This window comes from Streptomyces fungicidicus, from assembly GCF_003665435.1.
Lineage (GTDB): Bacteria > Actinomycetota > Actinomycetes > Streptomycetales > Streptomycetaceae > Streptomyces > Streptomyces fungicidicus.
On sequence record NZ_CP023407.1, the window covers coordinates 319,007 to 342,296 of the forward strand.

The following is a 23,290-nucleotide window of genomic DNA, read 5'->3' on the forward strand; positions in this document are numbered from 1 at the left end:
CCAGGCTCACCCGTGGGGGGCGAGCAACGCGCGGCCTTTCAACCCTGGCTGAAAGGCTCGCGGTTGCCGATAATCGGTGGCCGTGATCCGTCTGCATTTCTCGCCCGCCGACGTGCGCCGCATCACGCTCGCGCCGCGTCCCGACGCCCTGTTCGAAACGGCGCTCAGCGTGCGCCTGCTGCTGGGCGGGCCGGCCGTGCACCAGGGCCGCCGCGCCCCGGTGACGCGATGGCGGCACGCGATGGACGGCACACCCGTCGGCCGGGCGGGCGTCCTGGCGGAGCTGGTCCGCCGGGACGACTACCTCCCCGACTTCCTGCTCCAGCCGACCGCCTCCTCCTTCGGCGAGGCGGTCGAGTCGGCCCACTCCCTGCCCACCGCGCGTCTGCACCAGGATCTGGCACGACTCCTCGAACCTCCGGAGGCAGTGCGGGGCCGCAACGGCCGGCTCCCCGGCGCCGACGGACGGCTTCGCGAACTCGCCGAGGGCAGCCCGCAGGGCCGCGACATGCTGGTGCGGGACCTGCGCCGCTACCACGACGCGTCGATCGCCTCCTGCTGGCACCACGTCACGGCCGCCGCGACGGCGGACCGCGCGCTGCGGGCCGAGATGCTGCTGCGCGGCGGAGTCGACGCGCTGCTCACCACGCTCGCCCCGTCGTGGCGCTGGCAGCCCCCGACCCTCCACCTGCCCTCGCCTTCGACCTTCGACGTGCCGTTGTGCGGACGCGGCCTGCTGCTCGTGCCTTCCTTCTTCGCCACCAGGCCGTTCCTGGGATACCACCCGGAGGAGCCGACGGTGCTCGTGTACCCCCTGCACGAAGGAGCCGGCACCACGGAGGTGTCCGCCGGGGCACTCGCTCCGCTGCTCGGCCGCACCAGGGCCGCCGTCCTGGAGGCGCTGCGGACACCTGCCACCACCACGGCCCTCGCCGAACGGACCGGCATCTCACTGGCCGGCGCCAGCCAGCACGCCGGCGTCCTGCGCGACGCGGGGCTGATCTCCACGGAGCGAACCGGCACGGCGGTCCTCCACACCCTGCGCCCTCTCGGCCGGGCCCTGCTGGACGGGAGAACGTAGGGTCCGGGCCATCACCACGGCGCGGCCGGCCGACCCGGCGTATCCTGCGCCCGTGGGACTGCGGTTCGAGACGCGCGGGTCCGACTCGCCGTGGGTCGACACCGTGTGGACGTGTACGAGTGAGCAGGTCACGGCGATGACGTCGGTGGCCGGGGCGTGTCTGGGCCTGGTGTTCTGGGAGCAGGACGGCACGGCGCACGCGGGCGTCACCGGGCCCGGGACCCGGGCCGGCACGGCGCCGGTGCCGGAGGGCGCGACGTTCACCGGCATCGAGTTCGCCGTGGGCACCTCGTTGCGGGCCCTGCCCTCACCGGTGCTGGTCGACGGCGGCATCCAGCTCCCCGACACCACGCCCCGGACGTTCCGACTGGACGGCGTGCGCCGGCGGACGCCCGGCCCCGACGACGCCGAGGCCCTGGTCGACCATCTCGTGCGGGCCGGGACCGTGGTCCGTGATCCACTCGTCTCCGAGGTGCTGCGAGGCCACCGACCGGACGTCTCGGCGCGCACGGTCGAACGCCGGTTCCGGGCAGCGACGGGGCTGACGCGGGGCGCCGTCAGGCAGATCGAGCGGGCCCGCACCGCCGCGCGGCTGCTGGCGGCCGGCTCCCCCGCCGCCGAAGTCGTCGCCGGGCTCGACTACTTCGACGAGCCGCACCTGGCGAGGGCACTGCGCGTTTACGTCGGCCGTACCGCCGGGCAGTTGCGCGAGGGTTCCGGCGGCGCGATCGCCCTCGACGTGGATCAGCGCCTGACGTCGTAGACCAGCTTCACGATCCCGTTCGAGTAGCTCTCCGACTCCCGCAGGCTCAGCATCCGCTTGTCCCGGTCGGCCCGCCCGAACAGGCTCTTCCCGGCGCCGAGCAGCACGGGGAAGACGAGCAGGTTGTACTGGTCGATCAGGCCCGCGTCGGACAGTCGCCGGGCGAGCTCGGCGCTCCCGTGGATGAAGATCGCGCCGCCCTCGCCCTCCTTGAGCGCGGCGACGTCCTCGGTCGAGCGCAGGACCGTCGTCGGACCCCAGTCGTCGACGAGGGCGTCGTCGGACAGGGTGCTCGACACCACGTACTTGGGCAACTCCTTGTAGTCGGCGTGGTCCTGTGAGCCGGGCCATACCGGTGCGAACGCCTCGTAGCTGCGGCGGCCGAACATCAGCGCAGTCGTGTCGGTGAGCTCCTCACCCTTCAACGACCAGGCTTCCGGCTCGAATTCGAGGTCCTTGACCACCCAGCCGCCACTGCGGTGTCCCTCCCCCGGCCCGCCGCCGGGCGAGTCCACGACGCCGTCGAGCGACATGAATCCGGTGTAGACCAGCTTCCGCATGCTGCTGTCTCCTCGTTCTGGGGCACGTTGCCGGGTCCACGCTAGAACGCGGCCGGGCCACCCGTCTTGGACGGAAACGACAGCCGCCGGCACTCGCGACGGCGCCGGCGAACGAGGCGAAGAGTGTGTTGTCACCCGTGGGGGACGACGACGGCCCGGCCGTTCACCTGGCCGGCGTGCAGGCGTTCGTAGGCGAGGGGCGCCTCGTCGAGGGAGTAGGTCTCGGTGTGCACGGCGACGGCGCCGGTCCTGGCGAGGCCGATGACCTCGATCAGTTCGCCTCGTGATCCCCAGTAGGGGGCGTTGACGGACACCTCGAAGGGCAGTGCGCCGAAGCCGACGGGCAGGGAGCCTCCGCCGATGCCCACGATGCTGATCTCGCCCTCGACCGCGGCCACGGCTCCCGCGGTGCGCACGGTCGGCTCCGCGCCGACGAAGTCGAACACGGCCTGGGCCCCGGTCCCGCCCGTCAGCTCCCGCACCTTGCCGACCGCCTGCGCGTCCGAGAGCACGGTCTCGTGCGCGCCGACGGTCCGGGCGAGCGCCAGCTTCTCCTCGCTGACGTCGAGGGCGATCACGCGGGCCGCGGACATGGCCCGCAGCAGCTGAACGGCGACATGACCTAGGCCGCCCGTGCCGATGACCACCGCGGTGGAGCCGGGCACGAGCCGGGGCAGCGCGCGCTTCACGGCGTGGTACGGGGTCAGCCCGGCGTCCGTCAGCGGCACCGTGGCGACCGGATCGAGACCGTCGATGGGGACGAGGTGTCGGGCGTCGTCGACGAGCAGGTACTCAGCCATCGCCCCGGGAGTGCCGAGCCCCGGCGGGAAGATGCCGAGCTCTGCCGCGCGCAGGCAGTAGTTCTCCTTCCCCTCCGCGCACTTGGCGCAGGTGCCGCAGCCCCAGGGGCCGTACACGACGACGGCGTCGCCCTCGTTCAGCCCGCTCACGCCGGCGCCGAGCGCCTCGACCGTGCCCGCACCCTCGTGCCCCAGGGTCAGCGGCAGTTCGTAGGGGAAGCCCTCGGCCGGCCAGCTCATCACCGCGATGTCCGAGTGGCACACTCCGGCCGCAGTGACCTTGAGCAGGACCTGGCCGGGACCCGGCTCGGGATCGGGCACGGTGACGACCTCCGGAGGAGCGCCGATGCGGCGGTACTGGAGCGCCTTCATGCTGGTGAGTCCCTTCCTCCGCGTCCCCGGCTCGGCGCCGGCGGCACACCCGCGCCGGACGGCACGTCGTACCGCCATGGTCGCCGCATCCGCCGGACCGCGCGCGCCGAGGACGCCGCCCGCGCCGATGCCGGGGCCTTCCGGACGGCCGGCCCCGTTCCGGGTCGGCGCGGCCGGTGTCAGGTGTCAGATGTCCGGTGTCAGGTGTCCGCGAAGAGCAGGTCCTCGGGGGGATGCGTCATCCGCACGGTCTGGCCGTTCGTGGCCTCCACGACATGGTGCAGGCCCACGCACCGCTCTCCTGTGGACAGGATGGAGAAGCGGTCGCCCACACCGGCCAGAAAGGCCGGGAAGCAGGCGAGCGGCACGGTGGGGCCGAGTTGCAGGTAGTCCACCAGCCGGCGGAACAGCTTGGGGAGAAGCACTGCGTCGTCCGTCAGCGTGGACAGTCCCGTGATCTTCGCCCCGGTGGTGGTGACATCGCTCGGCCACAGTCCCCGTCCCGCGTCCCGCGCCTCCGTCGCCGCGGTGGACATCTCGGTCCGCAGGCTGGTGAAGAGGGAGCGGTAGAAGGTCGGGTACGCCAGGCCCGTGGTGAGCAGGTGGTGGTTGACCGTCGTCCTGAGCACGGTCGCGTCGACGTCGATCTCACGGCCGCCGGCACCCGGGGGCGTTCCGCGCCCCGCGAGGGCGATGCAGCGGCCGTGGACATCGGCGCCGCGGGTGAGTACGAACCCCGGCACCGTGTCGGGGGTGGTGCCGGTCACCGTCTCGTCCGGGCGGTGCTGGACATCGGTGAAGCCCAGCCAGCTCAGCAGTTCGTCGCGCGCGGCGTGGGCGAACGGGAGCGGCTGGTGCACACGATTGGCGCCGTAATGTGTCTCGAGTGCGTCGACCGCGTCCAGCCGCAGTGTCGCGCGACCCGCCGCGTTGTGCTCGACGGCGCGGCCCAGGCCACCGCCGACCAGGTCCCACTCCGAGGGCTCGTCCGCGGTGAAGTGGACCGTGTCTCCGTCCGGCTGTGAGCCCACGACACCGTACACGCCCTTGATCAGCAACATGGGCATGGTGACTCCTTGGGGATGCGAACCAGCTGTGCGGCCCCCTGCTTCACATGGTGCGCCGCGAAGCGTGGTCCCGCACGGTGGGGTCTCCGGCGCGGGTGGGAACCGTCAGCGTCCGTCGCGCAGTTGGCGGAGGTAGGCCGCCGTCAGCGCGACGGCACGGTCGTCGTCGTGCGACAGCTCCACGAGGGCCCGGGACGCCGTGGGCCCCGGGATGTCCGCCAGCGCCTGGGTCAGCCGTACGCGTGCCGGTGCGCCCGTGTCCTCGTGGCCGAGGCGGCCGACGACCTCCGTCGCGATCCGCTCCGCCGTCGCGATGTCGCCGGCCAGCACGCTCAGCGCGTCGGCCGCGTCGGTGTCGTTCCTTCCCTCCACGATCATGTCGATGAGCGTGGGGACCGTATCGGCCAGGCCACGTGTCCCGAGCGTCAGAGCCGCGTACCCGCGGACCACGGCGTCGGGATGGGCGAGGGCGTCCCGCAGGCGGGCGGAGGCCTCGCCGTCGGGCATCTCGGCGAGTGCCTGAACGGCACGCTGCCGCACCGCGGCCACCGGTGAGTCCAGGCCCTCCGCCAGCAACGCCGTTCCGCCGCCGCCGGAACGCGCCAGCGCCCATCGCAGCGCCCCGGCGACGTTCGGCTCCGTCTCGCTCAACACCGCCTCCACCAGGGCGTCCACGGGTGCGGGGACGCTGTCGACGGGGGCAAGGGCCGCGCGCTGACGTGCGTCGGCGTTCTTCGAGCCCAGTGCCTGCAGGAAGGAGACGGTGTGCAGGACTTCCTCCCAGCCGGCCGGTTCCGCGGCGTCGATGCGGCACAGCCGTGTGAGCAACTCCGTTTCGACTGCGATGCGTTCACGCGTCTGACGGATGAGGTCGGCGACGAGCGCCGAGGGCTGGAAACCGGGATCGCCGAGCGCGCGGCCGATCTCCCGCAGCGACAGCCCCAGTGTCCGCAGGCTCTCGATGTGGAAGATGCGCCGGATGTCCTCGCCGGAGTACTCCCGGTAGCCGGTGCCGGTGCGGCCGGACGGCCGCACCAGTCCCAGCGACTCGTAGTGCCTGAGCATGCGGGCACTGACCCCGGAACGCCGCGCCACCTCACCGATCAACACCTTCTATCGTCCCTCATCGCCGGTGCCGCCGAGGGCCACGACCCGCTTCGCCTCCTCGATCGCGCACGCGAAGTCGGCGTCCGGGTCGCGCAGCAGCCGCTCGGTGGCGAGCGCGTGCGCGCGGACGCGCTCGCCGGGGGCCGCCGCGGCGGCGCGCAGCGCCGGCAGGATCACGTCACCGAGCGCGGCCAGTGCCCGGCTGAGACTGCGTTGCGTCTCCCGCTCACCGCGTCCCAGCTGCTCGGCCAGGATCGCGGCCAAGCCGGGCTCCTCGCCTTCCGGCACCAGCACGACCGCGGCCCGCCAGGCGGTCCGCGCCACTTCGTCGTCGGCGTCGGAGAGCAGCGCCCGGGTGAGCGCGGGCCACGCCCGCCGGTCCCCGATCTTGGACAGGGTGTGCAGCGCCTGGCTCCGCGCCTGCGCCCGCTCCGAGCGGACCTCGTGGAGCAGCCCGGGGAGGGTGAGTGACACCGGGTGGCGGGTGAGTGCCCAGGTCAGCATGTCGCGGACGAGGAACTCGGGCTCCAGCGCGCTTCTGTCGATGAGTTTGTCCACGAAGCGGGGGTCCGGCGTGGTGCCGGCCGCCAGCGCCGCCCGCAGCCGCACGGACGAACGGTCGTCCTCCAGCGCCCGGAGCGTTCGCGCCGCTTCGGTGTCCTGGCTCGTCATGGTCATCGGGACCACCTCCTCGGCAGGCAGTGAAGGGCTTGTCACTGTGTCAAGGTCAAACGGCGTTCCCTGGACGTGGCCACGGCGGTTGCCTTCCCCCGGCTTCAATTCGCTTGTCGGAGCCTCGTCCGTTCGGGTAGGAAGCGTGCATGCTGAAAGGCGACAAGGTCGGGCTCAGGGCCCGGCACGAGGACGACATTCCGGTCCTGCGGGCCGAGCTCTACGACGACGTGGTCAACGCCTCGCGGGCCGAGGGCGGCCCGTGGCGGCCGATCACTCCCGGCTCGAAGGATCCGCGGCTCGTGGTGGACGACAAGGAACAGGGGCACGTCCCGTTCTCCGTGGTGGAGCTCGACGGCGGCACGCTGATCGGCACCGCGACGCTCTGGGGCATCGACACCCACAACCGGGGGGCGCACATCGGGCTCGGGCTCCTGCCGTCCTCGCGCGGTAAGGGCTACGGCACCGACGTGGTCGCGGTGCTGTGCCGCTACGGCTTCGTCGTGCGCGGCCTGCACCGGCTGCAGATCGAGACGTTGTCGGACAACACCGCGATGCTGCGCTCCGCAGAGCGCAACGGCTTCGTCCGCGAGGGCGTGCTGCGTTCCTCGGCCTGGGTGATGGGCGAGTTCCTGGACGAGGTGCTGCTCGGACTGCTCAGCAGGGACTGGAAGCCGGCCCCGGCGGGCTGAGGCTCCTCGCACGCCCAGGCCCTGGGCCGTCCCTCACGACGGAGCCAGGTCGGTCCGCAGCAGGTGGTGGTCCGAGTAGCGGGTGGGCTCCACATGGTGCCGGAGCGGGGCGATGCCACGCAGGAAAACGTAGTCGAACTTGCTGTTCCAGTCGGTGGTCGGCTCGCAGGTTCCGGCGTCCGAGGGGCGGCAGCGGGGGTCGGCGTCCTCGGCCAGTTCCCACATCCGGGCGAGTTCGGGGGCGTAGGGCACGGCGTTGAAGTCGCCGAGCACGATCGCGCGATCGTGCCGGGCCACCGCCTCGGCGAGCACGCCGGCCTGTCCCGCCCGGACCTCCTCCTGACGTCGTTCGGCGAGGTGGGTGTTGAAGACGCGGACGGACCGGCCGCCCACCTCGGTGGTGACGGCCATGTAGCCGCGGTCCTCGGATCCGCCGTCCGGATACTCCACAAGGACCCGGTCCGTCATCGGCGCGGCCGAGAGGACCGCCTGGCCGAAGGCCCCCGGCTTCCACGGCGCTCCGCCGCACCGGCCCCAGTTCCGCAGCACCGTCCCGTACTCGACGTGGTAGACGAGCCCGTGCAGGCTCTCCAGATGGTCCCGGATCCTCTCGACGTCCCGTGCGCACGCTTCCTGCAGGGCGATGACCTGGGGCGCGTGACGGGCGATCTCCGCCGCCCGGTCGACGTCGCTCTCCTCGCAGGGGTTGCAGAGGTTCCAGGTCATGACCCGGTTCGGTACGACGTCCCGCACGGCGTCGACGGGCAGTGATCCGGCGAAGGGGGCGCCGATCGGGGAACTGGGGCCGAGGAGCACCATGCAGGCCACGATCACGGCACCCGCGAGCAACCGCGCGCCCCTTCCGAGCACCATGCCTCCCTGGTGTCGCACACGGGGCACCCGACGTCCCCATGGATGAGATTAAAGGACGGCGTTGTCGGCAACACATTGTCTGTCGTCGGCGGTGCGGCCCTCCCAAGTGGCCGAGGCGCCGGCGGCACCCGTCCCTTCCCGGCGAAGGTTGTAGCGATGCACCACCGCGCCCACCCCGTCCGCCGGCCGGCCGGCCCGCGACGGAAGGTGTCCCAACGGCCGACGGAGACGGTGCTGTTCAGCGGCGTCTACGGACTGATCCTGGCCAGCGCGCTGGCGGCCGCGCTCGACTCGCCCGGTGAGGCGTCCGACCCCGGGTCGGACGCGCTGTGGGTCCTGCTCACCGCCCTCGCCTCCGCGGCCGCCCACGGCTACGCCCATGTCGTCGCACACCGGATGTCGGGGGACGGCGGCGGTGCCCGGATCGGACTGCGCGCCATGCTCGCGGAGTGGCCGGTCGTCGTGGCGGCCGCCCCCACCGTCGTGCTGCTGCTGACCGCGATGCCCTCCTGGTGGACGGAGAGCCAGGCGGTGAACACCGCCCTGGCCCTCAACACCCTGCTGCTCGCCTGCTGGGGCGTGTGGACGGCGCGGAGCGCGGGGCGCGGCTGGGCGGCCTCCCTCCGGGCCGGGGCCGCCGACATGCTGATCGGCTTCGTGATCATCGGGGCGAACGCCGTGATCAAGTAGCGGTCACGGCCCCCGGCGCACCGCCCGACGGGCTCACCGGTCACACATCCGCTCCACCGGCCTCCCGGTGCCCGGTGAGCCGGGTCTTCAGCCGGTAGTCGACGGTCGCGTCGCGGTACACGTGGTGCGGCACGACCTTCTCGGGGAGGTGGTCGCGAGCGCTGTCGCTGACCGAGTCCCGCTCACCGGCGCCCGGGAAACGGACAGCCGTGCGGGGCGGCTCCGCGAAGCGCAGGCGCTCGGAGTGGACCCTCGCCCGGAACGCGATGTCCCACACCGGGCCCGCCGCCGACTCGCCGGTGCCGTCGGGGGCCGGGGCGTGCGCCGTTCAGGGCGGCTCGTCCCGTTCCCCGGTGGCGCGCCGGCGAGGGGGCCGCGGTGGCAGTTTCCCGTCCTCGGTCCGCACCCGGCGTTTGCGGGGGCCGCCCTGGCTGCGGGCTGCCCCGCTCTCCTGCTCCCCCGCCGCTGGGCGCGCACGCCGTGCGCCGGCGGTGCCCGTCACGGTCCGGGTGGTGTCGGCGACCTCCTGGTCCGCGACACCGGAGGCCGTCCGGCTCACTTCGCCCCCGGCGTCCTCCACCACGCGTCCGACGTCACCGCCCACCTCCTCGACGGCCGTGCCGGCTCCCTGTCCGACGTCCTCCGCCACCGAGCGGGCGCCGCGTCCCACTTCGTCGACTGCGGCTCCGGCGCCTTGGCCGACGCCCTCGACGGCACGTCCAGCACCTTCGCCGACATCCTCGACGGCACGTCCAGCGCCTTGACCGACATCCTCGACGGCACGTCCAGCACCTTGACCGACATCCTCGACGGCACGTCCGGCGCCCGTGCCCAGCTCGCCCACCGCCTGACCGGCTCCGCCGCCGACGTCCTGCACGGCGGAGCCGATACCCCGCGTGAGATCGCGCAGGAGCTCCGGATTGCGATCGAGCGTGGTGAGCACCCGGTTGATGATCATGGCGACGTTGTCGAGACGCACCTTGAGCTGGGCCTGTGCCTCCACCCCCGAGATGCCGAGGTGGACCCGGCCGAGGGAGACGTCGGCGCCCACGTTCAGCCGCAGCAGGTCCAGCACCTCCGTCTGCAGCGAGACGTGCGCCCGGAGGTTCTCCACGTCCAGGTCGATCTCGTCGACCTTCAGCACGGGGACGTCCAGATAGACGTCCGGGTCCGCCCCCGGGGCCGCGGTGGCCTCCACGGGGGCGGTCTCGTCGTCCTCGGTGTCGTCGTGCATCACCGCACCTCCCCGGATCGCCGGTGCTCCTCCCTCCATCTTGCGGCGCTGTCCGGATCGACGCGCGGGCTGCGCCGCCGGTCAGTGGAGGGCGACGCCCGAGAGTTCGTTCGTGCTCTGCGGCAGGGTCACCGACGCGAGGTGGCGGCCGGTCTCGATGTCGACGGCGTGCAGCTTGCGCTTGCCCGGTTCGGAGACGTACGCGGTGTGGTCGCGGACGAAGAGGGCGGGCCGTGGCTGCTGCCAGTCGAGGGGCTCCTTCCACGCGTCGACGACGGTGATCTTCTTCTCGACCCGGCCGGTCTCCGGGTCGAGGACGTGGAGGACGCCGTCGGTGCCGAGGACGAGTGCCTCGCCGTGCGGGCCGCGCCCGAGTGAGCGGAAGGAGTAGCTGGTGCCGAGGTCGACCAGGCGCAGCTTCGCCGTCGCGGTGTCGATGAGGGAGACGCGGGTCGGGCGTTCCAGTTCGGCGTCCGGGTCGGTCTTGTAGTCCCCGAGGAGAATCGGGGAGGCGTCGCTGCCGGCCTGGTTGCCGATCCGGCCGTAGTCGTCGGGGGCGTCGACCTTGGTGAACTTGCCGTTCCTGTAGAGGAGGACACCGTCCTCGCAGCCGACGGCGACGGCCTCGCCCTCGGCGGCGGCTTCGCCGTGCACGCCGGGGCAGTTCTCGCTGCGGGTGATCTCCTTGCCGTTCTCGTCCAGGACGAGCGCGCCGGTGCGCTTCTCCTCGGTGCCGAGGGTGCTGAGCAGTCGGCCGTCACTCAGTTCGATGGCGACTCCGTGGTGCGGCCGGGCCGAGGTGTAGGTGCGGCCTTCGGGCTTCCTGCCGCCGCGCAGGCCGGCCGGGTCGAAGACGTTGACCTCGCCGGTGCCGTCGGTGAAGAGCACCGTCTTGCCGGCGTGGCGGACGACGTGGCCCGGCTTGGCGCCTTCGTAGGTGATGTCGGTGAGGGACCGGCGGGCGGCGTCGAGGACCCGGAAGCCGCTGTCGGTGGAGACGATGACGTGGTCGTCGTCTCCGGCGGGATTGACGCGGTTGAAACCGGGCAGCTCGATGGTCCCGGCGAGTTCGAGGCTTTCGCCGTCCAGGATGTACAGACCGCCGTCGAAGGTGGCGACCAGCGGGTCCTCGACCGGGGTGGCGGGGGTGGCACTCGGCTCCTTCGCCGCCCGGGCGTCGGACGAGGTGGCTTCCCCTCCCCCGCAGGCGGTCAGGAGGGCGGACACCGTCAGGGCGACGGACGCACCGAGGGCGACTCTCTTCCGTATCTTCTTGTTCACTGTGTGTGTTCCTTTCGGCCGCGGGTGTGCGGCGTCGGTGGGCGGGTGGGGCGACCTGTGGTGCCGGTGCCGGCGCATGTGGCCGGGTTCAGCGGGGCGTGAGGCCTTCGGTCACGGCGGTGGTGTTGGCGCGCATCATCCGCAGGTAGGTGTCGGCGCCCTCGCCCTCGGCGGTGAGCGACTCCGAGTACAGCTCGATCACCTCGACCCGGCCGCCCAGTTCACCGCGCAGGACGTCGGCGAGTCGTGCGGGCCGGGAGGAGTCTGCGAACACCGTGCGCACCCCGGCCTCGCGCATGGCTTCGGTGAGGGAGCGCAGGTCGGAGGAGCTGGGCGACGCCAGGGTGGTACCGCTGGGTATGACCGCGCCGATCACCCGGAACCCGAACCGGTCGGCGAGGTAGCCGAAGACGTGGTGGTTGGTGACCAGGGCGCGCTTGTCCTCGGGTATGCGGTCGAAGGACTTCTCCATCCAGGCGGTGAGAGCGGCGAGTTGCCGGTCGTAGCGGGCGGCGTTGCGGCGGACCGTCTTCTCGTCCACGCCGCCCACCTGCTCGACCACCTCGTCGGCGATCAGGCCGGCGGCCTTGCGGACGCGGTCGGGGTCGGTCCAGAAGTGCGGGTCGGGCTGCCCGCTCTCCCGCTCGGGGCCTCCGTCGTCCGGCGCCCGGAAGGTGAGGGGGTCCACCGCCTCGCCGACCTCGAAGGTGGCCACCCCGGACTCCCGGGCGGCCTCCACGTGCCGCAGTACGTTCTCCTCCAGGCCGAGACCGTTGAAGACGACGAGGTCGGCGTTCTCCATCTCGGCGGCCTGCACGGCCGACAGTCCGAAGGAGTGCGGGTCGGCGTTGGGTTTCATGAGGACGGTGACGTCGGCCTCGGCACCGACGATCTCCCGGGTGACGTCGCCGAGGATGTTGGTCGTCACCACGACTCGGGGCCGCTCGTCGGGGCTCGCGCAGGCGGTGGCCGTGCCCGCGCAGAGGAGGGCGGTCAGGGCCGCCGCCGAGCGGCGTAGCCGCAGCAGGGTTCGTCCGGCCCGTGTCATCGTCCGGTCTCCACCATCAGCCGCGGTTCCATGTCCAGGTCGAAGGTGCGGGCGACGCGCAGACCGTCGTTGTAGTCGATCTCGTACACGCGCCGGTCCTTGGGGGCGTTGACGTAGGCGCGGCTGCGGTCGTTCTCGACCACCGGTCCGTCTCCGCCGGCGCCCGCCCGGTGTTCCCCGGTGAGGAGCCGCTCGGTCCGGGCGGTCTCCTCGCCGGTGGCCACGTCGTAACCGTGCAGGGCGCCGTCGGTCTCCAGGACGAGCAGCGGGGATCCCTCTCCCGCTGTGTTGGCGGCGACCACGGGGCCGGTCTCCACCCGGGTCCAGGTGCGTTCCGTGACGTCCAGTACCCACACGGCCCTGTCCCCTGCGTGCGCCGTGAGCGTGTCGCTGCCCGCGCGGTGGCGGAAGGACACCGCGCGTTCGTCCGCGGGCACGTCGCCGGCGTACGGGATCCGCTCGGCGGTGAAGTGTCCGTCGTCCTCGCTGATCAGCAGGGCGCCGTCGGCGCATCCGAGGACGACGCCCCGTCGGGTGACGGCGTCGCCCTTGGGGTCCTCGCAGGTGGCGTCCGTGGACGCGGCGCGCGCGCCGTCACGGGTGTGGACCGTGACCTCCGGCGTGCCTGTCCCGTCGTCGGTGAGGGTCAGCAGATGCTCCGCGTACGGCACCACCGCCCCGGCGTGCTTGCCGGGAAGCGGGCGGGCGGGGCCGACCCGGTGCTTCTCGAATGCGGTGCGGCGGTAGGTGACGGCGCGGCCGTCCTCACCGGTCACGGCCGTCACGGCGGTGTCGCCGCGGACGTGCGCACCCTTGTCGGCGGGCAGGCGGCCGACGTCGCGTATGCCGGCGCGGTAGTAGTGCACGTGGTCGCCGTGGTCCACGGTCCAGGTGCCGCCGTCGAGGACGCGTATGCCGTCCGCCGTGCGGAAGTAGCCGAACCTGCCGTCCGTGGTGAGTTCCACGGCGCCGGCCCTCGGGGACGTCTCGTGCGCCTTCCCGGTGGTGAGGTCCAGTACCCGGGTGTCTCCGGTCGTGGGGTCGTTGAGCAGCAGCCGGGACTGCTGCTCGGCCGCCTCCCGCGCTCCTTCGACATGGCCGTGCGGAGCGGTGGGAGTCGCGGAACCCGCCTTCGGGGTGGACGGGTTGCCGCCCTCTCCGGTGCAGCCGGCGGTGAGCAGGGTGAGGGTCAGCAGGGCGGCCGGCGCCCCGGCGGTGACGTTTCTTCGGACGAACAGGGACATCGTTCAGGTCTTTCTCAGTCGGTTGCCGCCGGACGGACGCCTGACGGGCGTGCGTCGCGGTGGTGGACGGCGGATGCCAGACGGGAGAGGAAGAACAGGCACACGGCCAGGGCCGACACGGTCGCTCCGGCCGCGGTGCCCAGATGCCAGGACAGCAGCAGGCCGCAGAACGTGGCGGTCACGCCGAGCAGTGCCGCCAGGGCCATCACGCCCGGCACGCTCCGCGCCCAGGGCAACGCGGCCGCCGGCGGGGCGATGAGCAGCCCCAGCACCAGCAGCGTCCCCACGATGTGGAACGACGCCACGATGGCCAGCGCCAGCAGCCCCAGCAGCACGCCATGGGCGAGGCGGGGGCGCAGGCCCAGTGTCCGGGCCTTGCGTACGTCGAACGCCAGGGCCAGGAAGGCGCGATGGCCGAGGACCGAGACGACGAGGGCCGCCACCAGGGCTCCGCCCAGCAGCAGCACGTCCTGTGCGCGCACGGCCAGTACGTCGCCGAAGAGGATTCCGGTCAGCTCGACCGCGAAGGACTGCGAACGCGACACGACGATGACGCCCAGCGACAGCATCCCCACGAAGAGCAGGCCGATCCCGGTGTCCTGGGACAGCTTCGGCGTACGGCCGAGGGCGGTGACGCCCGCGGCCATGACCGCCGCGCTCAGCAGCGCCCCCAGCAGGAGGTTGCCGCCGAGCAGCGCTGCCAGGGCGACCCCCGGCAGCAGTCCGTGGGACATGGCGTCACCGAGGAAGGCCATCCCCCTCAGCACCACCCAGGTGCCCGCCAGGGCACAGATCGCCGACACCAACATTCCGCCCCACAGCGCCCGTTGCACGAACGTCGCCTCGAAAGGGTCTGTCAACCACTCCATGCGGAGCACACTACAATGACAATCATGTTCAACAAACCCCACCTCCCCCTCGCCGCCTCCGGCGACGCGCCGTTCCACATCCGCCTGACGGGACTGACCGCGGGCTATTCGGGACGGCCGGCCCTGCATCAACTGGACGCGGAAATACCGGCGTTGACGATCACCGCGCTCGTGGGCCCGAACGGCAGCGGGAAGTCCACGCTGCTCGGCGTCCTGGCCGGTGTGATCCAGCCCACGGCAGGCGAGCTGCGCCGCAACGGCGGCCGGCCACCCGCCTTCGTCCCGCAGCGCGGCGCGGTCGGCGACGCCCTGCCGCTGACGGTCCGGCAGACCGTGGAGATGGGGCGCTGGGGCGACCGCGGCCCGTGGCGCCGGCTGACCCGGCGGGACCGCGCCCTCGTGGACACGGCCATGGACCGCCTGGGCATCGCCCACCTGGCCGCTCGTCAGCTGGGCGAACTGTCCGGCGGACAGCGGCAGCGCGCCCTGATCGCCCAGGGAATCGCCCAGGAGTCGGACCTCCTGCTGCTGGACGAGCCGGCCACCGGACTGGACCCCGGGGCCAGGGAACGCATGGCGACGCTGCTGACAGAGCTGGTGGCCGACGGCGTGACCGTCGTGCACGCCACTCACGATCTGGACGCGGCCCGCTCGGCCGGCACATGCCTCCTGCTGCACGAGGGGCGTCTCGTGGGACAGGGACACCCCGGGCAGCTCCTCACCCCGGCGGCGCCCGACCGGATCCGGCGGCCGGCCTGAGGCGAGGCCGGCCGCCGGACGAGCCGGCGTCAGCGCCGGGCCAGGGCCAGCACGCTCAGGCCGAACATCAGCACTCCCAAGGGGAGATGGACGGAGGGCACGTGCGCGATGCCGAGCACGACCTGAGCCGAGGCGAGCGCCAGGAAGCCCGACGCGTGCAGGACGGGCCGGGGCGAGCCGCCGCCCGGCCTCCACGCCAGCACCGCCGCCAGCACGTACAGCATCGACGCCCCGTACATCACGCGGGCGCCGGCGCCGTGCAGCGTCTCCCCGTAGGAGGAGGTCAGCAGCAGACCGGCGGAGACGGCCTGGAGGAAGATGGTCAGGGTCTGCAGGGCGATCGCGATCCGCAGGAACGAGGAGCCCCGGCGTGCGCCCGCCGTCGTCGTCACCTCAGTGGCCATGTCACAGTCCCCTTGTCCGCCGCTCGGGCAGTAGATCGATAAGGTCTCGACAGTCCGACGACACGGGCCGGCGAAAGGTAAGGGGGGTGGCCGCAAGCATGGCGACTGTCGGGGTGGACGCCGGCGAGGTGGCCGGCGAGCGGCGTCAACTGATCAATGTGGCCTACCGGTTGCTCGGCTCGGTGACCGAGGCGGAGGACGCCGTGCAGGACGCCTACGCCCGCTGGTACGCCCTGCCGCGGAGCCGGCGGGAGGGGATCCTGTCCCCCGGCGCCTGGCTGACGACGGTGACCAGCCGCATCTGCCTGGACCTGCTCGGCTCGGCGCGGGCCCGCCGGGAACGGTACGTCGGCGCGTGGCTGCCCGAGCCGCTGCCCGGGCGCAGCGTGGCGGGCCGCTCGGGCGGCACCGGCACCACCGGCCCGGCGGACCCCGCCGAACAGATCGTCCTGGACGAGTCGGTGTCCATGGCCTTCCTCGTCGTCCTGGACTCGATGACGCCCGCCGAGCGGGTGGCGTTCGTCCTGCACGACGTCTTCCGGTACCCGTTCGCCGAGGTCTCCGACGTTCTCGGCCGGACCCCCGCGGCCTGCAAGCAGTTGGCGGCCTCCGCCCGGCGGCGGGTGGGCGGCGCGCGGGCTCCGCTGCCGGCCGCAGGCCGGGCCGACGTGGTGAGGCGGGTCAAGGAGGCCTGGGAGACCAAGGACATCGTGGCCCTCGTCGGGGTTCTCGACCCGGCCGCCGTGATGACCGCCGACGGGGGCGGCATGGTCGGCACCGTCCTGCGCCCGGTCGAGGGCGGCGCGCGCATCGCCCAGTACATGGTCGCCATCGCCGACCGTGCTCCGGGGCTCGAGATCCTCGTGCGGCCGGTCAACGGCGTGCCGGGACTGGTGGCCAGGCGGTCCGGGGTCGTCGTGACGGTCGCCTCGTTCGACGTCTCCGACGGACGGGTCAGCCGGATCTGGGTGGTGCGCAACCCGGAGAAGCTACGGCCGTGGACGCGGGAGGGCTGACCGGGGCCGCGTGACGAACACCGTGGATCGTTATCATTCGTGTGACATGCACGGAACCGCCACCGCCCACTGAACCGGGGGCCATCGCGTCCGTCGTCCCGCGGCCCGGTCCGACAGCACCACTGCCCCGAAAGAGCCCTGCCCGATGACTGATTCCGCGGTGCGCCGACGCCGGAGAGCCCTCTTCGTCTTCTTCCTGATACCCGGCCTGGCGATGTCCTCGTGGGTCACCCGCACCCCGGACGTACGGGACCGGCTCGGTGTCTCCACCGGCGAGATGGGCCTGGTCCTCTTCGGTCTGTCCGTCGGCTCCATGCTCGGCATCCTCGGCTCCGGCCCGCTGGTCTCCCGCTTCGGCCCCCGGCCCGTGATCGGCGCCGGCACCGCCCTGATCGTGCTGAGCATGCTCCTGGCCGGCGCCGGCACCGCCGCCTCCTCGGCCCCCGCCGTCACGGCCGGTCTGTTCCTCTTCGGCGCGGGCATGGGCGGCGGCGAAGTCGCCCTCAACGTCGACGGTGCGGAGGTCGAGCGCCTCACCCGGCGCACCGTGCTGCCCGCGCTGCACGGCTTCTTCAGTCTCGGCACGGTCATCGGCGCCTGCGTGGGCATCGCCTGCACTGCCGCCGCCCTTCCGGTGTCGTGGCACCTGGCCGCGGTCGCGCTCGTGACGGCCGCCCTCTTCGCCCACGCCTACCGCGCCATCCCCGCCGGAGCCGGCGGGGCCCCGGACGACTCGGAGCAGGTCACGGACGCGGAGAAGGGGCAGCGGCCCGCGGTGTGGAAGGACCGGCGTCTGCTGCTCATCGGCGGCATCGTGCTGACCATGGCTCTGGCCGAGGGGGCCGCCAACGACTGGCTGCCGCTGCTCATGGTCGACGGGCACGGCATGGGTGCCGCCCTGGGGTCGGCCGTGTACGCGGGCTTCGCCGCCGCCATGGCGATCGGCCGTTTCGGCGGCGGCTTCTTCATCGACCGCTTCGGCCGCGCTCCCGTGGTCCGCGCCAGCGCCCTCTCGGCCGCCCTCGGACTCGCCGTCGTCATCTTCGCCGAGGCCCCCGTCCTCGCCGGAGCGGCCGTGTTCTTCTGGGGGCTGGGCGCCTCGCTCGGCTTCCCGCTCGCGTTGTCCGCGGCCGGCGACTCCGGTCCGCGCGCGGCGGCACGTGTCAGCCTGGTGGCGACCATCGGCTACGTCGCCTTCCTCGTGGGCCCGCCCGGCCTGGGTTTCCTCGGCGACCACTACGGGCTGCGCGCCGCGATGACCGTCGTCCTCGTCCTCGTCGCCGTGGCGGTCTTCCTCGCGCCCGCGGTCGCCACCCGCCGAGCGGCTCCGGCGCAGCCCCACCCCGGGCGGCGGCCGGAACCGGCCCACGAAGTCCGGGAGCCCGAACTCCCGTGACGGCCCGTTCCGCCCCCGTCTCCGCTCCCCCGCACCGGTGACGACGGACAAGGGCTGACGCGCGCGGTCGTGGCATGCCGCGTTCGGAGTAATCGGCGGATCCGGCTCTCCGCTCGTGTCACGCTGTGGGCTTGTTCGGTCACGGTCGTGTCGGGAGGCCGGGTGAACCACTCGGGTGAGTGGCTGTACCAGCGTGAGAGGCGTGGGCGGTGAACGGCGGGGGCGGGGCCGGGCAGCCGGGGGCGCCCGGACCGCCGTCGCGCCCGGGCACCGGGCTGGAGCAGGTGGGCGCGCAGTTGCGGGCGCTGACCGATGCCAAGGACCGGCTGCAGGGCCTGCTCGACGCGGTGCTCGCCATCAGCCGGGAACTGGACCTGTCGGTGGTGCTGCGGCGGATCGTCACCACCGCCATGGAACTGGTGGGTGCCCGTTACGGAGCACTCGGGGTGCTGCACGAGTCCGGCGAGTACCTGCGGGAGCTCATCACGGCGGGCCTGAGCGAGGACGAGCGCGCGGCGCTGGCCGGGGTGGACTTCCCGCACGGCGAAGGGGTGCTCGGGCACCTCATCCGTGATCCGAGGCCGCTGCGGGTCGGCGACATCGCCTCCCATCCCGCCTCGGTCGGCTTTCCGCCCGGCCACCCGCGCATGCGCACCCTGCTGGGGATCGCCATCAGCGTCCGCGGCGAAATCTACGGCGACCTCTATCTGTCCGAACGCCACGACGGGCGGCCCTTCGACCGCCACGACGAGGACATCGTCGTCGCCCTCGCCGGCGCCGCCGGTGTCGCGATCGAGAACGCCCGCCTGTTCGCACAGGTCCGCGACAGTGCCGAGACCTTCCAGCGTCTGCTGCTGCCCACCCTGTCCGATCTGAGCCCCTTCACCGCCGCCACCGTCTACCGGCCCGCCGCCGAGCCGAACCGGCTCGGCGGCGACTGGTACGACGCCCTCGTGCTGCCCGACGGCTCGGTCGGGGTCATGATCGGTGACGTCGGCGGCCACGACCTGCGGGCGGCCGCCGCCATGGCCCAGGCCCGCAGCATGCTCCGCGCGCTGTTCTACGACCGCCGCACCCCGCCCAGCGAAGTGCTCACCCAACTGGACCACACGCTGCACGCCACCACGGACATCCCGGTGACGACGGCCTGCCTGGCCCGGGTGGAGCCCGGGGAGTCCGGCTGGGTGCTGCGCTGGAGCACCGCCGGACACTTCCCGCCCCTGCTGATCGGCCCCGGCGCGGAGACGGAGTACCTGTACGCCGAACCCGGCCTGCCGCTCGGGGTGAGCACCGGCGAGCACCGCCCCGATCACACGCGCCCGCTGCCGCCGGGTTCGGTGCTGGTCTTCTTCACCGACGGACTCGTCGAGCACCCCGCACGTCCCCTCGACGAGAACCTGACCGCGCTCGCCGGTCTCGCCGCCTCCCTCGTCTCACGGCCGCTGCAGGAGTTCGTGCAGGCACTGGCCGACCGACACCCCAGCGACGGCCGCGACGACATGGCCGTCCTCGCGCTCCGCGTCCCTCTCGGCCCCGGTCCCCCGCCGGGCGCCGCCACGGCCGGACGCAGCCGCTGAGGTCGGCGGGGCTCCGCCGGTACCAGGGGAAGGCGTCAGGGCACGGGGGACGGACGGTCCTCCCCGGGGGACGCCGGCCTCGGGGCGCGGCGCAGGAAGCGGATCACCGGACGGTCCCGTTCGTGCGTCACCTCGGCGCGGACGCCGTAGACGTCCTCGATGAGGGCGGGGGTGAGCACGTCCGACGGGCTGCCCTCCGCGACGGTGCGGCCCTCCCGCAGGACGAGCAGGCGGTCGCAGTACATCGCGGCGAGGTTGAGGTCGTGCAGGGCGACGACGGTGGTGACGGGCAGCGAGGCGATCAGGTCGAGCAGGTCCAACTGGTGTTGGATGTCGAGGTGGTTGGTCGGCTCGTCCAGCAGCAGCTCGCGGGGTTCCTGGGCGAGGGCGCGGGCGATCTGGGCGCGCTGGCGTTCGCCGCCCGAGAGGGTGTGCCAGGACTGGGCGGCCCGGTCGGTCAGGCCGGTGCGTTCCAGGGCGGCGGTGACGGCGCGGGCGTCGGCGTCCGACGCCGGAACCCAGAGGCGACGGTGCGGGACACGGCCGAGGGCGACGACGTCGCGGACGGTCAGTTCGGTCTGCGTGTGGGCGTGCTGTCCGACGGTGGCGACACGGCGTGCGGCGGCGCGGCGGCCGACCTCGGGCAGGGGCCGTCCGTCGAGCGTGACGACGCCGGCGGAGGGGGCGAGGACGCCGGCGAGCAGACGCAGCAGCGTCGACTTCCCGGAGCCGTTGGGGCCGAGCAGGCCGACGGTCTCGCCGGTGCGCGGGAACAGGGTGACGCCGTCGACGATGAGGCGGCCGTCGGTGCGGCGGGCGACACGGTCCGCGCGCAGCCCGCCGTCCGGGCGGGAGTCCGTCATGTCTTCCTCCGGCCCCGGTACAGCACGGCGACGAAGGCCGGGACGCCGATGAGGGACGTCACCACGCCCACGGGGACCTCCTGGGGGTCGACGACGGTGCGGGCGAGGGTGTCGACCCACACCAGGAACACGGCTCCGGCCAGCGCGGTGACCGGCAGCAGCCGGGCGTGGCCGGAGCCGGTGAGCGCGCGGACGGCGTGCGGCAGCACCAGGCCGACGAAACCGATCGCCCCGGTGCAGGCGACCAGTACGGCCGTGAGCAGCGCCGTGGCGGACAGCAGCACCAGGCGGGCTCGGACGACGTGCACGCCGAGGCCGGCGGCGGCCTCCTCGCCGAAGGCGAAGGCGTCCAGTGTGGTGGCGTGGGCGAGGCAGACGGCCAGGACGGCGCCGAGGGCCGCCGCGCACAGCAGCACCTGGCCCCAGTCGGCGCCGGTGAGGGAGCCGAGCAGCCAGAACAGCACGCCCCTGGTGGTCTCGGCGTCGGCGGACGTCAGCACGATGAACGAGGTCAGCGCGGAGAACAGCTGCATGGCGGCGACACCGGACAGCACCACCCGGTCCATGCCGCCGCCGAGGCTGTGACCGAGCAGCATCACCAGGGCGAAGGAGAGCAGGGCCCCGGCGAAGGCGCCCGCCGACAGCGACACGGTGCCACCGCCCACCCCGAGCACCACGACGGCGACCGCGCCCGTTGAGGCTCCGGAGGACACACCGAGGACGAAGGGGTCGGCGAGCGGGTTGCGCAGCAGCGACTGCATGACCGCGCCGCACAGCGCGAGCCCCGCTCCGCACACGGCGGCCAGCAGGGTGCGCGGCATCCGCAGGTTCCACACGATGCCGTCCCTGAGCGGCGGCAGCGTGCTCCCGCCGCCGCCGAGGTGGCCGGCCACGGACGCCCACACGTCGGCGGTGGAGATGTCGGCGGGCCCGATGGTCACGGCGACGGCCAGGGAGACGGCCAGTGCCACGAGCCCTCCGCCGGTGAGCAGCAGGACCCTGCCGCTCACTTGGCGAGCCCGAAGTCGCGCAGCGCGGCGGCGACCTGTTCGATCCCTTCGACGGTGCGCAGGGACGGGTTCATCGCCTGCCCGCTGAGCCGGACGTACCGCTTCTCGCGCACGGCGGTGAGGTTGCGGGTGGCCGGGTTGGTCTCCAGGAACCGGATCTTGGCATCGGCGGACTCGGCGGTCTGGGACTTGCGGGTCAGGTCGCCGAGGACGATGACGTCGGGGTCGCGGTCGGCGACGGTCTCCCAGTTGATCTGCGGCCACTCGTCGTGGGTGTCGGCGAAGGCGTTCTCCGCGCCGACGGCGCGGGTGATGGCGCCGGGGGCGCCGCAGCAGCCGGCGAGGTAGGGCGACTGGGAGTTGGCGAACCAGTACATGAGGGAGGTGCCGGAGGCGTCCAGGCCGTCGGTGGCCTTGCGTACCCGGCGTTCCAGCTGTGCGACCAGTTCGTCGCCGCGTTCCTCGACACCGAAGGTGCGGGCCAGGTCGCGTATCTCGCCGTAGACGGTCTCGAGGGTCAGCGCCGTGGCGCGCGAGCCGTCGCCTCCGCTGTCGTTGTCCTTGCCGGCGGCGCAGTCGGACGGGGAGACGTACGTGGGGACGCCCAGTTTCTCGAACTGCTCACGGCTCGCGACGCCGCCCGTGCCGAGGGTGGAGACGAAGGAGGCGGTGACGAAGTCGGGTCCGGCGTCCAGCACCTTCTCGAAGGACGGGTTGTTGTCCGCCAGCCGGGGCACCGACGCGTTGGCCTTCTCCAGGCCCTTCATCACGGGGTCGGTCCAGGTGGCGGTGCCGGCCATGCGGTCGGCGAGGCCGAGGGAGAGCAGGATCTCGGTGGTTCCCTGGTTGAGGGAGACGACGTGCCGGGGCGCCGACTTCAGGGTGACCTCGTGCCCGCAGTTGTCGAGGGTCAGCGGGTAACCAGCTTCCCGCTTGCGCGAGTTGGAGTCGGCGTCGGCACCGGGGCCGCCGCACGCGGTGAGCGGCAGGGCAGCGGCGAGGAGGGCGGCCGCGACGCGGCGGCGGGAAGCGGTACGGGTACGGGGCATGGAGACGCCTTGCACTCGGGGCTCGAACGCGGAGCCTGGCCTACGGAGAACCTCCCCGCCCACGGCGGGTAGGCGCCAGCAGGTCTTCGGACTCGGGTTCGTCCGGACGGAGCGCCTTCCCGGGATGCCGTGCGCCGGCCCTTCGGCCGACCCGCGCCGCCCCAGTGGCGTCGAGTGCCCCGCCCGTCCCCCTCACCGCTGCGCGTCAGTTCCGGATTCCCACCGGATTCCCTGGCCTCGGATGTGGCACGACTGGCCCCCGCAATCTATCAAGATCACTCGTGGGGACCGGCCGCGGGGCGTGCCGGGCGTCAGCACCACGGACTTTTCCTCGGCGAACCAGGAGTGATCGACTCCCAGGCCCCGGACGACGTAGTCGCCCTGCCGGGCAGGCGGGACGCCGCGCCCCGCGGATGAAGCGCACCAGCGGCCATCCCCGGTCCAGTGCGGTGTCCTTGCCGGCAATGCCCAGGTACACGCTGTCGTTCATGGTTCCGGGAACGTAGTGCACGACGTGTCCCCGTCCGCGAGTACACGGCAGGGACAGGGCGACGCCCCGCCGCACCGGCGTGCGGCGAAGCGTCGCCCGCGGGCCCGCGAAGGGCCGTTCAGCTCTGCGGCCGCTTCCCGTGGTTGGCCGCGTGGTTGCGGCGGGCCTTCTTCTTCCGGCGCCTCTTCGAGGACATGGGCGTCTCCCTTGTGACGTGGGGCCGTGAGACCGTGTCCCGCCCGGCCGTTCCGGAACCGGCGGACGGCGATGGACCGCCGCCCATTCTTCCGCAGGGCTCCCGGCGCCGCGACTCGCGCCGTGCCGGACACCGCGCACGTCCACACTGTTGTCGCCGCGCGCCCGCCGGGCGACG

The 23,290-nt window shown here is 73.0% G+C and carries 25 protein-coding genes and 1 riboswitch; of the genes, 8 read left to right on the plus strand and 17 right to left on the minus strand.

Features of this window, described 5'->3' with window-relative positions; translation table 11 throughout:
- Nucleotides 1-82 precede the first annotated feature (82 nt).
- Both CNQ36_RS01275 and CNQ36_RS01280 read left to right on the plus strand, forming a co-directional pair.
- Nucleotides 83-1,081, plus strand: coding sequence for a winged helix-turn-helix domain-containing protein (locus CNQ36_RS01275; protein WP_228312891.1), 999 nt, complete (start codon nt 83-85; stop codon nt 1,079-1,081).
- A gap of 52 nt (nt 1,082-1,133) precedes the next feature.
- Complete coding sequence (locus CNQ36_RS01280) at nt 1,134-1,844, plus strand: helix-turn-helix domain-containing protein (protein ID WP_121544572.1); 711 nt, start codon at nt 1,134-1,136, stop codon at nt 1,842-1,844.
- On the opposite strand, the gene CNQ36_RS01285 is transcribed toward CNQ36_RS01280, so the two are convergent.
- The 5 genes from CNQ36_RS01285 to CNQ36_RS01305 all read right to left on the minus strand — a co-directional run bounded on the left by CNQ36_RS01285 (nt 1,826) and on the right by CNQ36_RS01305 (nt 6,428).
- Complete coding sequence (locus CNQ36_RS01285; RefSeq protein ID WP_121544573.1) at nt 1,826-2,404, minus strand: dihydrofolate reductase family protein; 579 nt, start codon at nt 2,402-2,404, stop codon at nt 1,826-1,828. The genes CNQ36_RS01280 and CNQ36_RS01285 overlap by 19 nt on opposite strands.
- A gap of 131 nt (nt 2,405-2,535) precedes the next feature.
- Entirely contained in the window at nt 2,536-3,576 is a 1,041-nt protein-coding gene (locus tag CNQ36_RS01290) for an NAD(P)-dependent alcohol dehydrogenase (protein ID WP_121544574.1), read from the minus strand.
- A 200-nt stretch (nt 3,577-3,776) separates the two neighbouring features.
- Entirely contained in the window at nt 3,777-4,643 is an 867-nt protein-coding gene (locus CNQ36_RS01295) for a nuclease (protein WP_121544575.1), read from the minus strand.
- Nucleotides 4,644-4,748: 105 nt separating this feature from the next.
- Nucleotides 4,749-5,753, minus strand: a complete 1,005-nt coding sequence (locus CNQ36_RS01300) for a MerR family transcriptional regulator (protein ID WP_121544576.1) — start codon at nt 5,751-5,753, stop codon at nt 4,749-4,751.
- 3 nt (nt 5,754-5,756) lie between these two features.
- Nucleotides 5,757-6,428 (minus strand): HEAT repeat domain-containing protein, encoded by a 672-nt coding sequence (locus CNQ36_RS01305; RefSeq protein WP_121544577.1) that lies wholly within the window; start codon nt 6,426-6,428, stop codon nt 5,757-5,759.
- 143 nt (nt 6,429-6,571) lie between these two features.
- On the opposite strand from CNQ36_RS01305, the gene CNQ36_RS01310 reads away from it, so the two are divergent.
- Nucleotides 6,572-7,114, plus strand: a complete 543-nt coding sequence (locus tag CNQ36_RS01310) for a GNAT family N-acetyltransferase (protein WP_121544578.1) — start codon at nt 6,572-6,574, stop codon at nt 7,112-7,114.
- 33 nt (nt 7,115-7,147) lie between these two features.
- Here CNQ36_RS01310 and CNQ36_RS01315 read toward each other — a convergent pair whose 3' ends face one another.
- Nucleotides 7,148-7,987, minus strand: coding sequence for an endonuclease/exonuclease/phosphatase family protein (locus tag CNQ36_RS01315; RefSeq protein WP_121544579.1), 840 nt, complete (start codon nt 7,985-7,987; stop codon nt 7,148-7,150).
- A gap of 156 nt (nt 7,988-8,143) precedes the next feature.
- Here CNQ36_RS01315 and CNQ36_RS01320 point away from each other — a divergent pair, with 156 nt between their 5' ends.
- Nucleotides 8,144-8,677, plus strand: a complete 534-nt coding sequence (locus CNQ36_RS01320) for a hypothetical protein (protein WP_121544580.1) — start codon at nt 8,144-8,146, stop codon at nt 8,675-8,677.
- A gap of 40 nt (nt 8,678-8,717) precedes the next feature.
- Here the strand turns inward: CNQ36_RS01320 and CNQ36_RS01325 are convergent, their stop codons facing one another.
- From CNQ36_RS01325 to aztB, 6 genes are all read right to left on the minus strand, one after another.
- Nucleotides 8,718-8,954: a hypothetical protein gene (locus CNQ36_RS01325; RefSeq protein ID WP_121544581.1), complete on the minus strand. Its 237-nt coding sequence runs from the start codon at nt 8,952-8,954 to the stop codon at nt 8,718-8,720.
- Nucleotides 8,955-9,005: 51 nt separating this feature from the next.
- A complete protein-coding gene (locus tag CNQ36_RS35155; protein WP_228312892.1) occupies nt 9,006-9,911 on the minus strand; it encodes a hypothetical protein in 906 nt (301 codons plus the stop codon).
- Between the two features lie 81 nt (nt 9,912-9,992).
- Nucleotides 9,993-11,192, minus strand: coding sequence for a zinc metallochaperone AztD (gene aztD / locus CNQ36_RS01335; protein WP_121544582.1), 1,200 nt, complete (start codon nt 11,190-11,192; stop codon nt 9,993-9,995).
- An 88-nt stretch (nt 11,193-11,280) separates the two neighbouring features.
- Nucleotides 11,281-12,240 (minus strand): zinc ABC transporter substrate-binding protein AztC, encoded by a 960-nt coding sequence (aztC, locus tag CNQ36_RS01340; protein WP_121544583.1) that lies wholly within the window; start codon nt 12,238-12,240, stop codon nt 11,281-11,283.
- Entirely contained in the window at nt 12,237-13,484 is a 1,248-nt protein-coding gene (locus CNQ36_RS01345; RefSeq protein ID WP_121544584.1) for a hypothetical protein, read from the minus strand. The genes aztC and CNQ36_RS01345 overlap by 4 nt, the downstream gene beginning before the upstream one ends.
- 14 nt (nt 13,485-13,498) lie before the next feature.
- Nucleotides 13,499-14,353 carry a zinc ABC transporter permease AztB gene (aztB, locus tag CNQ36_RS01350; RefSeq protein WP_004936386.1) on the minus strand — a complete coding sequence of 285 codons (855 nt, stop codon included), beginning with the start codon at nt 14,351-14,353 and terminating at the stop codon, nt 13,499-13,501.
- A gap of 15 nt (nt 14,354-14,368) precedes the next feature.
- Between aztB and aztA the strand changes: the two genes are divergently transcribed.
- On the plus strand, nt 14,369-15,112 hold the full coding sequence (aztA, locus tag CNQ36_RS01355; RefSeq protein ID WP_004936384.1) for a zinc ABC transporter ATP-binding protein AztA: 744 nt from the start codon (nt 14,369-14,371) through the stop codon (nt 15,110-15,112).
- Nucleotides 15,113-15,141: 29 nt separating this feature from the next.
- Here the strand turns inward: aztA and CNQ36_RS01360 are convergent, their stop codons facing one another.
- Nucleotides 15,142-15,516, minus strand: a complete 375-nt coding sequence (locus tag CNQ36_RS01360; protein WP_004936382.1) for a hypothetical protein — start codon at nt 15,514-15,516, stop codon at nt 15,142-15,144.
- 98 nt (nt 15,517-15,614) lie between these two features.
- On the opposite strand from CNQ36_RS01360, the gene sigJ reads away from it, so the two are divergent.
- From sigJ to CNQ36_RS01375, 3 genes are all read left to right on the plus strand, one after another.
- Complete coding sequence (gene sigJ / locus CNQ36_RS01365; RefSeq protein WP_121544585.1) at nt 15,615-16,532, plus strand: RNA polymerase sigma factor SigJ; 918 nt, start codon at nt 15,615-15,617, stop codon at nt 16,530-16,532.
- Between the two features lie 145 nt (nt 16,533-16,677).
- On the plus strand, nt 16,678-17,928 hold the full coding sequence (locus CNQ36_RS01370) for an MFS transporter (protein WP_121544586.1): 1,251 nt from the start codon (nt 16,678-16,680) through the stop codon (nt 17,926-17,928).
- Between the two features lie 209 nt (nt 17,929-18,137).
- Entirely contained in the window at nt 18,138-19,505 is a 1,368-nt protein-coding gene (locus tag CNQ36_RS01375; RefSeq protein ID WP_228312893.1) for a PP2C family protein-serine/threonine phosphatase, read from the plus strand.
- Between the two features lie 35 nt (nt 19,506-19,540).
- Here CNQ36_RS01375 and CNQ36_RS01380 read toward each other — a convergent pair whose 3' ends face one another.
- From CNQ36_RS01380 to CNQ36_RS35935, 4 genes are all read right to left on the minus strand, one after another.
- Nucleotides 19,541-20,368, minus strand: coding sequence for an ABC transporter ATP-binding protein (locus CNQ36_RS01380; protein ID WP_004936370.1), 828 nt, complete (start codon nt 20,366-20,368; stop codon nt 19,541-19,543).
- The gene (locus CNQ36_RS01385) at nt 20,365-21,378 is read right to left on the minus strand and encodes a FecCD family ABC transporter permease (protein WP_121544587.1); all 1,014 of its coding nucleotides are present in this window, start codon (nt 21,376-21,378) and stop codon (nt 20,365-20,367) included. Before CNQ36_RS01385 ends, CNQ36_RS01380 begins: the two co-directional genes overlap by 4 nt.
- Nucleotides 21,375-22,427 carry an ABC transporter substrate-binding protein gene (locus tag CNQ36_RS01390; protein ID WP_121544588.1) on the minus strand — a complete coding sequence of 351 codons (1,053 nt, stop codon included), beginning with the start codon at nt 22,425-22,427 and terminating at the stop codon, nt 21,375-21,377. Before CNQ36_RS01390 ends, CNQ36_RS01385 begins: the two co-directional genes overlap by 4 nt.
- A 60-nt stretch (nt 22,428-22,487) precedes the next feature.
- A riboswitch (cobalamin riboswitch) is annotated at nt 22,488-22,699 on the minus strand.
- Nucleotides 22,700-23,035: 336 nt separating this feature from the next.
- Complete coding sequence (locus CNQ36_RS35935; RefSeq protein WP_476756070.1) at nt 23,036-23,200, minus strand: hypothetical protein; 165 nt, start codon at nt 23,198-23,200, stop codon at nt 23,036-23,038.
- Nucleotides 23,201-23,290: the final 90 nt, after the last annotated feature.